This window comes from Metabacillus sp. SLBN-84 (genome assembly GCF_053629595.1).
This window is the reverse complement of the sequence record NZ_JBRJIP010000001.1, coordinates 822,030-834,272: the sequence shown is the minus strand read 5'-3', so window position 1 is coordinate 834,272 and position 12,243 is coordinate 822,030. Positions and strand designations below refer to the sequence as shown.

Below are 12,243 nucleotides of genomic sequence, written 5' to 3'. Positions count from 1 at the left end.
GTATCATAGATTTCATGTATAGTAGATTCCTATTATGGAAAAAATTATATTGAAATTTAATGAAAGAGGTGAACGTCATGACCGTTCTTCAAATGAAGCGCTACTTTTTGAATGAGCTTGAGCGCGAAACATATGAAAGCAAACTGGCTGCCGAAAAGCCTGAGCTAGAAGACGTTATTCTTGAAATGGATGACGAAGAGCTTGTTCAGCGGATAAACAACTTATCTGAAAAATAGTCAAAAGCCTCCTGCATGAGCAGGAGGCTTTTTCATGTTTATAAAACCATTGCCGCAATCCATCCGAAAATAATAAGCGGAATGTTATAGTGAAGGAAAGTAGGTACAACGGTATCCCAAATATGGTTATGCTCACCGTCGGCATTTAATCCTGAAGTTGGCCCAAGCGTGCTGTCAGACGCAGGAGAACCTGCATCCCCCAATGCTCCCGCGGTACCGACTAAAGCGATTGTCGCCATCGGGCTGAAACCGAGCTCCAGACAAAGCGGTACAAAAATGGTAGCGATAATCGGAACAGTAGAGAACGAAGATCCGATCCCCATTGTTACAAGCAGACCAACAAGAAGCATCAGCAATGCAGCAAGCGACTGGTTTCCGTTAATCAGATCGGCTGACGTTTTTACAAGAGATTCAATATGTCCCGTTTCCTGCATAACAGCTGCAAATCCTCCTGCAGAAAGCATGACAAATCCGATAAACGCCATCATTCTCATACCCGTTGTAAGCAGTTCATCTGCTTCATTCCATTTCATCGAACCTGTTGCATAAAGGACGATGATTCCTGCTAGCGCACCGAAGATCATTCCCTCTACCTCAAGTTTTTGAGACAGGATCAATTGAACAGTTAACGAAACTGCAATGGCAAGCACAGCAAATCCGACACTCTTTTTCGTGTAAACAGCCATTTGCTGATCAGCAACGTTTTTTGTTTGATAGGTACGTTTTTTCCTGTACGTGAAGAAACCCGCAATCAGACCTACCACCATACCTGCAGATGGAATCAGCATCGCCTCAGGAATATCTTTCAGGCTTACAGTTAATCCGCCGGATGCCATGTTTTTTTGAAGAATATCATGAAAAATTGCGCCGAATCCCACCGGAAGCAGCATATAAGGTGTAATCAATCCGAATGCAATGACTACTGCAATTAAGCGGCGGTCTACTTCCAGCTGATTAAGAACCTTAAGAAGCGGTGGAATTAATACAGGGATAAACGCGATATGAACCGGAACCACGTTTTGTGAAAAGATTGAAATAATCAGGATCACTAAAATAATAAGTACTTTGGATAGAGATTTCTTTCTCTCTTCTCCTTCTTTGCCAACCAGTTTAATCGCTCCGTCGACCATTGCATCAGGCAATCCTGTTTTTGAAAGAGCGACAGCAAACGCACCGAGCAAAGCGTAGCTCAGGGCAACTGTGGCATTGCTGCCAAGACCGCCCGTAAATGTTTCAATTGTTGCTTTTAAATCAAGACCGCCTGTCAATCCGCCGACAAGAGCTCCAGTAACAAGGGCAAAGACAACATTTACCCGCAGCAGGCTCAAAATCAGCATCACAACGACAGCCAAAATCACTGCATTCATCAATAAAACCTCCGAAATCTTTCACTTTAGTTTGGTAATGTATTAGAGAAATAAATTCAATAGAGATAAAATAACATACTTTTAATTTTGGTGTCAATGTTAAAATTTTATTATATTAGCAGACTAAAGGATTTGTTGAATAGATGGGTTTAGATCCATGATTTTCCGGGGAGCAATATTGCAATTCTCTTGATTTCTTATGCTATCTTTATACACGGACCCGTTTTTAACGTACGATTCCTTCGCTTCCTTACGCCATATTCACACACGGACCCGCTTTTACCGTACGGTTCCATCCCTTCCTTATGCTATCTTCATACACTACCCCATTTTTACCGTACGATTCCTTCGCTTCCTTATGCTATCTTCATACACGGACCCGCTTTTACCGTGCGATTCCATCCCTTCCTTATGCTATCTTCATACACGAGCCTATTTTACCGTACGATTCCTCCGCTTCCCTATGCTATCTTCATACACGGACCCGCTTTTACCGTACGATTCTTCCGCTTCCTTACGCCATCTTCACACACGGACCCGCTTTTACCGTACGATTCTTCCGCTTCCCTATGCTATCTTCCAGCTCGCTTCTCCTGTATTCAATTTCCAGCGAGCTTCACCATTAGTCCGGCAGGCAAAAAAAAATGCCCGGCAGCTTGTTTCTGCCGGACATTCTTATCAATTATGCTTCAAACCGTTCAACTAAAGCTGCCAGTGTACGCGCCATAACACCTGTAGCGCCTGCAGGACCAAATTCGTCCCCTTTGGATGATGTTGCTGTTCCTGCGATATCAAGGTGAACCCAAGGCGTGCCTTCTGCAAATTCACCAATGAATGTGCCTGCCATAATGGCGTGCCCTTCGCGTCCCGGAGAATTGTTCAAGTCTGCCATTTTGCTTCCGCGCACTTTTTCAATGTCCTTCTTTGTGATCGGCAGTCTCCAGATTGGCTCGCCGCATTCATGCGAAGCCTCAAGAACCTGCTCAAACAGGGCTTCATCGTTTGTCATGGCTCCAGTAGTATGAGTGCCGAGTGCGATGATGACTCCTCCTGTAAGAGTCGCTACGTCCACTAAATAGTCTGCTCCGTGGTGCTTGGCATACGTGATGCCATCCGCAAGGACCAGCCTGCCTTCTGCATCTGTATTCAGCACCTCGATTGTTTTTTCCGCTTAGTGATACGATGACATCGTCCGGCTTAAACGCATTGCCGCTGATCATGTTGTCTGTTGATGGAATCACTGCCAGTACATTTTGCTCTGGCTTCAGCTTTCCGATGATTTCCATCGCTCCAAGAACGGCGGCCGCTCCGCCCATATCTGTTTTCATGCCGACAATGCCGTCCTTTGGCTTAATCGAGTAGCCTCCGGTATCAAATGTGATGCCCTTGCCGACCAGGCCAATGACATCTTTCCATTCTTCTTTTCCCTGATATTTCAGGACGATCATCTTCGGCGGTTCCTCAGAGCCTTTGTTTACAGCAAGAAGCGCTCCCATTCCAAGCTTCTCCATATCTTCCTTTTCAAGCACTTCATACTCAAATCCGTATTTCCCCGCAAGATCTACAGAATACTTGGCAAGCTCTGTTGCTGTTAAAATGTTCCCAGGCATGTTGACCAGCGTTCTTGCAGCATTTGTTCCTTCTCCAAATGCAGATCCTACTGTCAGACTTGAACGTATTTCATCTTCATCTGCCTGTGAAATGACTGTGACCTGATGAATGTTCCGCTCGGGTTCGTTTGAACGCTGTTTATAATCCTGAACTTTATATGTAGAAAGCGGCAGCACCTCGGCAAGCGCATGTGCGGCCTCATTCCCGTCGACGTTTTCGTTTGTAAACGTATCAAGGCATACAGCTACAGACTGAATTTTAGCGTCCTGAACCGTTCTGAAAAGCTTGGCAAAAGCTTCTCTTGATGCATCAAAATCATATTCTTTTTCCTTGCCGAGCCCGACAAAGTAGATTCGCTTTACTGCCAGTTTTCCAAGTGTATGTACTTTGGTAATGGCTTTCTTTTTCGCTGGCAGATCTCCGTCTTTGCTAAGCTCTGCAAGCTGTCCGTCAAGCTTGCGGTCAAGTTCTTCAAGAACGCCTGAAAACGGACCGTTTTTATGGAAAAGACCGATTACGATTGTTTCTTCTTCCCAGGATGCATGTGATTTAATATGAAACATCCAAGCACACCTCCATCATATATTATGTTTTCATTCCTGCTCTTTCAGGTAAAGAAAAAGAGCTGGCAGTTTTGGGAGCCGTCCCGCTTCCTCAAAAGGCACCGACTGTACGTCAGATGGAATGATCTCAAGCGAACGTTCCATAAACTCATTTATCTCTTCAAGGTCGACGCCCCAGTATGAAGGACGGTAAGGCTGTATGTAAGAGTGCCCTGCTTGCATCATAAGCCTTGCTCCTTTAATATTGCCATATTCGTAATGATAAATAGCGACCGTCATCTGAAGCAGCCCTTTTAAAAAAAGGTTATCTTTTTCAGTCAGCCAGATCCATTCGAGCAGATCATGGCACGTATAATAATCGCCTTCATTAAATGAGATAAAAAACTGATAATATTCCATCGGATAAAGAGTCATGAAGCAGGCACACTCCCCTCTGTTCCCATTGTATCAAAGCACAAAAAGTTTTTATACTATTTGAACAAATGACAAAGGATAAGGGCATGAATACATGGAACTATAATTGAGAGCGATACCAGCATACCATCACGAAACCGAAAGGATGTAAGACTTCATGGAGACATTTCTTAACTTCCCTTTACTGGCTTCACTTGCAGCCATCTTTTTTGCACAATTTGTAAAAGTGCCCATCACCTACATAGCCACCCGTAAGATTGACTGGTCGCTTATCACAAGCACAGGCGGAATGCCGAGCTCTCACTCTGCAGCCGTAACGGCCCTTGCAACAGGGGTAGCGATTGACAACGGCCTTGCTTCCTCCCTTTTCGCTATTTCAGCCGTCTTTGCAATCATTACGATGTTTGATGCAACTGGAGTACGAAGACATGCCGGTGAACAGGCAACCGTTCTCAATAAGCTTGTCACCGACTTTAATACATTTGTAGGCGAAGCCAAAAACTGGCCAAAACAGGAAGAACAAAAAAAGCAGGAAAAATTAAAAGAGCTCCTCGGACATCAGCCAATCGAGGTGTTCTTCGGAGGACTGACAGGTATTCTTCTGACTCTGTTCCTCCATTATCTGATCATCTTATAAAGGAGAGATTGCGTGCGCCTGATTTCAATCTGCCCAAGCAATACAGAACTTGCTGCCTATCTTGGGCTTGCAGATTCTCTTGTAGCTATAGACGACTTTTCAGACTGGCCAAAACGGGTAACTGAACTCCCAAAGCTTGGCCCTGACTTGTCCATAAATATGGATCTTGTTGAACAGCATCAGCCAGACCTGGTTCTTGCCTCATTGAGTGTGCCGGGAATGGAAAAAAACATTGAAGAGCTAAAAAAGCGAAACATCCCGCATCTTGTTCTTAATCCGCAGTCTTTTAAAGACATTGGCGATGATTTGCTTGCAGTCGGAAGAGCAGCAGGAGCGGAAAAAAGAGCTGAAGACATTGTTTCCCGGTATCATCAGTTCCTGGATGAATACCGGGAAATTTCAAAGAAGCTGAACGTACGCCCGACCGTCTATTTTGAATGGTGGCCGAATCCGATTTTCACACCGGGCGGAGTCAACTGGCTCACAGAAATGTGTGAACTTGCAGGCGGTACGAATCTATTTAAAGATGTCGATTTAGCGAGCGTTCAAACGGACTGGAGCGATGTAGCGGAGAGAGACCCTGACCATATCTGCCTTGCCTGGGTCGGAGTGAAACAAAGCCGGATGAAAATCTCACATGTTTTAAAGAGACAGCATGCAGAGAGCGTTGCAGCTGTAAGAGAGAACCGTATACATCTGCTCGAAGAACAGCTTTATTGCCGTCCTTCCCCCCGCCTGCTGCACGGGCTTGCGAAGCTTGCTGACATCTTGCATCCTGGCGTTTATCCAAAACCGAAAGCAATGGATGATTTACAATTGCGCATATAACATTTAGTCCCTGGCCGCGGCCAGGACTTTTTTTATTTATTCAGCTTCCTTCATATAAAAATCATGCAAAAAAAACAGCAGCCCTCCGGATGCTGTTTTTTGCCCAGTCTCTAACTCTTTGTTTTAGGCTTCATGTATTTTTGACGGAACGCCTGCATGGAACTGTTTTCATTAAGCTCCGTCAGCTGTTTTTCAGTTAACCGTCCGTTTCCTTTCTGGACGATGTATATGTCTAATGTCTTTTTGCCCCAGAGCTCATAGACTTCATCTACGGTGTCGTAGTAGAGATCGAGCTCATTTCCCTTGATGGCTCCGCCTTTGTCCGCTACGACGCCGAAGCCGTAGTCTGGTATAAAAAGAATGGTGCCGATAGGAAAGACGTTAAGGTCAGCTGCAATTGTAGAATATAAATCTCTTTTCACTTTTACGCCGGAATAAGTGATGCCGTATTCCGGATGTTCGGGATGTTTACCCGTTGATTCGAAGCCTGCAGTGTATCCGGTAGCCGTGACTTCTTTTTTGGGGTAGTGCGCCATTTGGTCTTCCAGCGATTCTGATGTTTCACCTGTGGCTGAAATCGCAAGCGCCGTTTCTTTGCTTTTTAATGACTTGAATGTAAGTCCTGACAGTTTGTAGGGGTGATTTTCTGCCTTTAATCTACCTTCTGCTAATCCGGTCCAGCCCGTTATATCTGTCGCTTCTGCACCTGAAAAAGCCTTGAACGTCGTGCCAAGCGCAAGCAGAAGCATAATAGCCATCAGCAGGCGCCTTATCATTTTTTTCATCTTATGTGTCACTCCTCTCACACTCATAATCGTTTCCAATCAGGAAGCGAAATATTCAGAATGAAGAGGAATCCAATTTCTTCTAGATCTTATAAAAAAGAGTATAAACATACTAAAAAGACCTGCACGCATCGTACAGATCAGGACTAAAACATTTGATATCCTCTTTTTCGCAGCATGTTAATGACGATTCCGGACACGATGGCTCCGGCGAGTCCGCTTACTAATATCAGGATATCTGCAAGGGCCAATGACGCAAAACGCTGTCCAAGCGAAGATATAGATGAACCGGGAGCTGTGAAGTAGGCCGTAAATTTAACTGAATCTACGATAAAGATGCAGACAATCGGATAAATAATAGCCATGATCCATGACATTCTGAGCAGCATGTTCAGCAAGAAACCGATTCCAAAAAACAAAACAAAAAATAAAAGCATTGAAATGATTAATACAGGCAAAAACAAGTTATCCCCTCCAATACACCTCTTTTAGTGTACTGAACAAGGGATAACCCGTCAATCTTAAAATCTATGCTGATTTCTTCCCTGTTCCGTTGCAGCAGTCGCACGTTTCGGAACCTCCAAGAAGCAGCTGGAAATATCCTTTACCCGAACAATAAGGACACTCTTTCTTTTCGATAACAGATCCATTGATCATCTATATTTCCCTCCCGGTAAAAATCTCTTTTTAGATATTGAAGATACTATATCAGGTTCTTTGTAAAGGATAAAGGAAGAAAATCTGACGAGATTCCTGATGTAAGCGAATACATCAACTTCTTCCTCTCGTTTCCTTAACTTTTCTTATTATTTTGAAAATTATAAAAATAAACGGTAAGCTGTGTATCCGAACTGATTTCCGGGATTCGCCCCGTCCACTTTGTTCAGCATTTTTTCAAACGTTTCATCTGCGAATGATTTTAGAAGCAAAGACGAATCACTATGCTCCCTTAGTAGATTGGGGTGCATAAAGGCTGCTTCAAACAGTTCATTTTCCTGAACGGTAATGTCTGAAGAGATGGCTTTAAGCCTGAAAATAATCATGTTATCGCTGATTTTTTCATGGATGACACCTGACCTGATCCCAATCACACCAAGTACAGCCGTTTCTATCCCTGTCTCTTCTAAGATCTCCCTTGAAACAGCTTCATCCACTGTTTCTCCCTCGTTTACAAAGCCGGCAGGAAATGACCATTTGCCCTTTAAACCTCCATAACGCTTTTTAACGACAAGCCATTCACCATTCTCATTTTCAACAAGCCCTGAAACGGCAATCCACACATGTCCCCGTTTGGATGACATTTAAAACTCCCCTTCCTTTTGAAAATCCTTTATGTAAATATCAATTTTTGCGTAAAAAAAAAGACAAAAGCATATAGCTCTTGTCTTTAGTTTAATCGATTTCTCAGAAAAACTTAAATTTTCCTTTTTTCACTACAAGACCTGCTCCGCCAACCATCATAAGAGCACGGTTATCAATCATTTTCTTCATGAATGAAGCTTTTGTACCCATTACTTTTTTGCCGAATACCATGCCTACTGCATCGTCTTCGCCAAGAGAAGCTACTGTACCTTTAATGTCAGGCTTGAACTCTTCCATTTCGCCCTGGTCACGGACTGCAACTGAAATGTTCTTAGCAGCTGTGATACCTTGCTGCATAGCGATTTGAGCTGTAGGAGGGTATGGACGGTTGATTTCTTCGTTGATCACAAGAGAGCAGTCCCCGATGATAAAGACATCATCATGGCCTGGAGCTCTAAGGTAAGAGTCAACTTTTACGCGGCCGCGCATGTTTTCAAATCCGGCTTCTTCTACAATGCTGTTTCCGCGTACGCCTGCTGCCCAAACAACTGTGTCAGCTTTAATTTCTTCCATTACATCGTCTTTTGCAACGATAATGCCGTCTTCAACACATTCTTTAATCGCAGTGCCGATTTTAAATTCAACACCTTTGCGCTCAAGATGATTTACAGCATACTCAACCAGCTCAGGATCAAATCCAGGAAGCGCTGTTGGAGCAGCCTCTACACAGATGATGCGCACTTTCTTATGATCAACATCGTACTCGCGGCAAAGCTCAGGAACACGGTTTGCAAGCTCTCCAAGGAACTCGATGCCGGTGAAGCCTGCTCCGCCCACAACAATTGCAAGACGCTGGTCGCGTTTTACTTCTTCTGTGTTGTAAGTAGCAAATTGATATTCGATGTGCTCGCGCAATTGACGTGCAGCATTAATATTTGTAATGCCGAATGCATATTCTTTAAGACCTTTAATTCCAAATGTCTCAGGATGAGAACCAAGAGAAATAACAAGATAGTCATACTCAAGCTCACCATTTGAAAGGACGATTTTCTTCTCATCTTTGTTGATCGATACAACAGTATCTTTCACAAATTTCACGCGGCTGTTATCGATGACATCTTTTACTTGGTATCTTGCTTTGTCATGATGCAGCGTACCAGCTGATGCCTCGTGAAGCCATGTTGTTTCATAATGATAATCATTTTTGTTCACAAGTGTAAGATCTGCTTCATTTACACCGATCATTTTTTGAAGACGCGTAACTGCCATTAATCCGCCGTAACCTGCACCTAGTACTACTATTTTGGGCTTTCTCAACCGAATCACATCCACCTTTTTTGATTTTTTTGCTGTGAAGGATAGAATAATGTCTATATTCCTTATCTTCCTCCGCTTTACAGCTTTTTATTTTGTTTTCCGCAAAAAAGTTTGTGAAAATGTTCACTTAACTTTTCAGAAAGAAGCAAATAATTAAATATGATAGAAATAATGCCTATATTCCATAATAGCACCTGTACTGATTTTTTCAAGACCAAATTAAAGGATTAAAAACGTTAAGAATTTTACAAAAATAAAAACATTCTCTATAATAATCATAATCAAACAGTGAATGACTCTTTCGCACTGCAGGCGGCTGCCGGCTGAAATGACGAACGAGTGACAATATGTTAACATTAAGAATCATTATCAATTACAATTGGGGGTTATCTTTGTGAAGGAAGACACAAAAGTATACGACATCACGATTATCGGAGGCGGACCGGTAGGATTGTTCACGGCATTCTACGGCGGCATGCGCCAGGCATCTGTTAAAATTATTGAGAGCCTTCCGCAGCTTGGGGGACAGCTCTCTGCCCTTTATCCTGAAAAATACATATATGATGTAGCGGGATTCCCAAAAGTCCTCGCTCAGGAGCTTGTCAACAACTTAAAAGAACAAATGGCTCAATTTGAACCAACGGTTTGTCTTGAACAGGCAGTTGCCGATGTTGAAAAACAGGCAGACGGCGTTTTCAAACTGACAACCGATCAAGAAGTCCATTACTCTAAAACCATCATCATTACTGCCGGAAACGGTGCTTTTCAGCCGCGTAAAATCGAGCTTGAAGAAGCGGCTTCATTTGAAAAATCAAATCTTCACTATTTCATCGATGACCTGAATCAGTTTGCAGGACAGCGCGTACTCGTATGCGGAGGCGGAGACTCAGCAGTAGACTGGTCACTTATGCTTGAACCGATTGCAGAAAAAGTGACCCTTGTCCACAGAAGAGATAAATTCCGCGCCCACGAGCACAGTGTAGAAAATTTAAACAACTCGAAAGTTCAAATCCTGACTCCTTTCATCCCAACTGAACTGACTGGATCAGACAAGATTGAACAGGTCGTATTAGAAGAAGTAAAAGGTGACCGCAAAGAAGTATTGGACGTTGATGCTGTCATCGTAAACTTCGGATTTGTTTCCTCTCTCGGCCCAATTAAAAACTGGGGACTTGAAATCGAAAAAAACTCCATCCTCGTCAACAGCAAAATGGAGACAAATGTTGAAGGCATTTATGCTGCAGGAGATATCTGCACGTACGAAGGAAAAGTCAAGCTGATTGCAAGCGGATTTGGAGAAGCTCCAACTGCCGTTAACAATGCAAAAGCCTATATGGATCCAAAAGCAAGAGTGCAGCCTCTTCACAGCACAAGCTTGTTTGAAAAATAAGGGAAATAATGAAGATTGCAGAGAAATTTTTTATTTCTCTGCAATCTTTTTTTATTTGCGTTAATTTTTTGGTTTAATCCAGAAAAAAATGATGAGAGCGGCAAGTTTTACATGCTCACTGCATGATAAGTCAGTTTTTCTGCCAACACTTGAATTTTGCTGCCAGGATTGCCGTTTTATAACCAACTTTTCCGGCTTTACTACCAACTCTTTCTGTTTTACTGCCAACTTCCCTTGTTTTACTGCCAACTCTTTCTTTTTTACTACCAACTTCCCTTTTTTTACTACCAACTTCCCTTTTTTTACTGCCAACTCTTCCTTTTTAGCAACCAACCACTTAGTTTTTCTCTATCTTTATTTACTGCCAGTTTTGGTTGTAGGGGTTATAAAAATACGGTTGCGGCTGCTGATACCGCTGGCCGTCAAACTGCATCATCCCCTGATCTGATCCGGGCATCTGGCCAAACGGACTTCCCTGGCCTCCCTGCATGCCTCCGCCCTGGCCCATTCCAGGCATCTGGCCGAACGGACTCTGCTGACCTCCCTGCATGCCTCCACCTTGACCCATTCCGGGCATTTGGCCGAACGGACTCTGCTGGCCTCCCTGCATGCCTCCACCTTGACTCATTCCCGGCATCTGTCCAGGCGATCCCCCTTGACCGCCTTGTGAGCTTCCGCCCTGACCCATGCCAGGCATCTGTCCAGGCGATCCCCCTTGACCGCCTTGTGAGCCTCCGTTCTGACCCATTCCCGGCATCTCGCCAAATGGGCTCTGTCCGCTTCCGGAACCGCCATTTTGACCTCCTGTTCCGCCGTTCTGACCCCCTTCAGTTCCGCCTTGCCCTCCGGATCCGCCATTTTGACCGCCGGATCCGCCTTGTCCGCCGTTCTGTCCGCCTTCTGAAGAGCCGCCTTGCTGCCCCTGCTCTGACTGACCGCCTCCATTTTGCCCTTCGCCTTCAGCCTTCGGAGGTTTCTCCATTACTTTAAATGATTTTATATCGCTAACGTTTACTCTGCTTGTAGTTAAAGCAGGAAAAGACAGGATATACGCATCTCCCGACTCTTTGTCTAAGTAAAAAATAAAGGCCTCTTTTTCAGCATCATTTGAAAATGTGAACTTGCCCCATTTATACAGACCTTCATTTAATTCGTCTGTTGAATTCAGACGGTAAGAATAATAGCCGTGATACGGCGTATATGGATGATAATACATACTTTGCTCTGCCCCCTTATCGTTTTCACACCCATACTATATGCTGGGTTTTTGTCCAGTGTCAGAGAAAAGAATCAGGGGTTATTATGTAAAACAAGCAAAAAAAAACATTCCCCTGTCGTTACAGGGAAATGTCCTTTTATCAGCACTCCTCAGGAGTACCAGTATTTGTTGCTGTTCTGAAAGAAGAACCGCAGCCGCATGAAGCAATGGCATTCGGATTGTCGATTGTAAAGCCGCCGCCCATCAGGGACTCTTTAAAGTCAATAATCGTGCCTTTCAGGATAGCCGTACTCTCTTTATCCACTACAACTTTAATGCCGTGAAGCTCAAATTGCGTGTCGTCTTCGCCCGGCTCCTGCTCAAAGCCCATCCCGTAAGAAAGGCCGCTGCATCCGCCGCCTTTTACGCCTACACGCAGATAAGCCTGCTCCTCGCCGTTCTCTTTCATCATGTCTTTTATTTGAAAAGCTGCTGCTTCCGTAATTGTTACTAAATCGCTCATCTTTATTCCTCCTTTGCCGATTATCCAAAGGCTATGCTACCAGTATACCCAATCCGGAAAGAAGTCTCAAAT

The 12,243-nt window shown here is 43.9% G+C and carries 13 protein-coding genes and 2 pseudogenes; 4 read left to right on the top strand and 11 right to left on the bottom strand.

Features of this window, described 5'->3' with window-relative positions; translation table 11 throughout:
* The first annotated feature begins 77 nt into the window (after window positions 1-77).
* Complete coding sequence (locus RKD52_RS04070; protein ID WP_369734226.1) at window positions 78-236, top strand: hypothetical protein; 159 nt, start codon at window positions 78-80, stop codon at window positions 234-236.
* A 38-nt stretch (window positions 237-274) separates the two neighbouring features.
* Here the strand turns inward: RKD52_RS04070 and RKD52_RS04065 are convergent, their stop codons facing one another.
* The 3 genes and pseudogenes from RKD52_RS04065 to RKD52_RS04055 all read right to left on the bottom strand — a co-directional run bounded on the left by RKD52_RS04065 (window position 275) and on the right by RKD52_RS04055 (window position 4,191).
* Window positions 275-1,603, bottom strand: a complete 1,329-nt coding sequence (locus RKD52_RS04065; RefSeq protein ID WP_454098766.1) for a Na+/H+ antiporter family protein — start codon at window positions 1,601-1,603, stop codon at window positions 275-277.
* Window positions 1,604-2,285: 682 nt separating this feature from the next.
* Window positions 2,286-3,777, bottom strand: a pseudogene (locus tag RKD52_RS04060) (leucyl aminopeptidase).
* 30 nt (window positions 3,778-3,807) lie between these two features.
* Window positions 3,808-4,191: a DUF309 domain-containing protein gene (locus RKD52_RS04055; protein WP_454098765.1), complete on the bottom strand. Its 384-nt coding sequence runs from the start codon at window positions 4,189-4,191 to the stop codon at window positions 3,808-3,810.
* 157 nt (window positions 4,192-4,348) lie between these two features.
* Between RKD52_RS04055 and RKD52_RS04050 the strand changes: the two genes are divergently transcribed.
* Window positions 4,349-4,828 carry a divergent PAP2 family protein gene (locus RKD52_RS04050; RefSeq protein WP_369734230.1) on the top strand — a complete coding sequence of 160 codons (480 nt, stop codon included), beginning with the start codon at window positions 4,349-4,351 and terminating at the stop codon, window positions 4,826-4,828.
* Window positions 4,829-4,840: 12 nt separating this feature from the next.
* Window positions 4,841-5,656 (top strand): cobalamin-binding protein, encoded by an 816-nt coding sequence (locus RKD52_RS04045; RefSeq protein WP_454098764.1) that lies wholly within the window; start codon window positions 4,841-4,843, stop codon window positions 5,654-5,656.
* Between the two features lie 110 nt (window positions 5,657-5,766).
* On the opposite strand, the gene RKD52_RS04040 is transcribed toward RKD52_RS04045, so the two are convergent.
* The 5 genes and pseudogenes from RKD52_RS04040 to RKD52_RS04020 all read right to left on the bottom strand — a co-directional run bounded on the left by RKD52_RS04040 (window position 5,767) and on the right by RKD52_RS04020 (window position 9,069).
* The gene (locus RKD52_RS04040) at window positions 5,767-6,441 is read right to left on the bottom strand and encodes a 3D domain-containing protein (protein WP_454098763.1); all 675 of its coding nucleotides are present in this window, start codon (window positions 6,439-6,441) and stop codon (window positions 5,767-5,769) included.
* Window positions 6,442-6,587: 146 nt separating this feature from the next.
* On the bottom strand, window positions 6,588-6,878 hold the full coding sequence (locus tag RKD52_RS04035) for a YuiB family protein (RefSeq protein WP_454101134.1): 291 nt from the start codon (window positions 6,876-6,878) through the stop codon (window positions 6,588-6,590).
* Window positions 6,879-6,969: 91 nt separating this feature from the next.
* Window positions 6,970-7,098, bottom strand: a complete 129-nt coding sequence (locus tag RKD52_RS04030) for a YuiA family protein (RefSeq protein WP_158001666.1) — start codon at window positions 7,096-7,098, stop codon at window positions 6,970-6,972.
* Between the two features lie 301 nt (window positions 7,099-7,399).
* Window positions 7,400-7,742: pseudogene (locus RKD52_RS04025) on the bottom strand (NUDIX domain-containing protein); the annotation flags it as partial.
* Window positions 7,743-7,845: 103 nt separating this feature from the next.
* On the bottom strand, window positions 7,846-9,069 hold the full coding sequence (locus RKD52_RS04020) for an NAD(P)/FAD-dependent oxidoreductase (protein ID WP_454098762.1): 1,224 nt from the start codon (window positions 9,067-9,069) through the stop codon (window positions 7,846-7,848).
* A gap of 385 nt (window positions 9,070-9,454) precedes the next feature.
* Between RKD52_RS04020 and yumC the strand changes: the two genes are divergently transcribed.
* The gene (gene yumC / locus RKD52_RS04015) at window positions 9,455-10,450 is read left to right on the top strand and encodes a ferredoxin--NADP reductase 2 (RefSeq protein ID WP_454098761.1); all 996 of its coding nucleotides are present in this window, start codon (window positions 9,455-9,457) and stop codon (window positions 10,448-10,450) included.
* A 60-nt stretch (window positions 10,451-10,510) separates the two neighbouring features.
* Here the strand turns inward: yumC and RKD52_RS04010 are convergent, their stop codons facing one another.
* The 3 genes from RKD52_RS04010 to RKD52_RS04000 all read right to left on the bottom strand — a co-directional run bounded on the left by RKD52_RS04010 (window position 10,511) and on the right by RKD52_RS04000 (window position 12,171).
* Entirely contained in the window at window positions 10,511-10,783 is a 273-nt protein-coding gene (locus RKD52_RS04010; protein WP_454098760.1) for a hypothetical protein, read from the bottom strand.
* Window positions 10,784-10,808: 25 nt separating this feature from the next.
* Entirely contained in the window at window positions 10,809-11,666 is an 858-nt protein-coding gene (locus RKD52_RS04005; protein ID WP_454098759.1) for a hypothetical protein, read from the bottom strand.
* Window positions 11,667-11,808: 142 nt separating this feature from the next.
* Entirely contained in the window at window positions 11,809-12,171 is a 363-nt protein-coding gene (locus tag RKD52_RS04000) for a HesB/IscA family protein (RefSeq protein WP_029284144.1), read from the bottom strand.
* Between the last annotated feature and the right edge of the window lie 72 nt (window positions 12,172-12,243).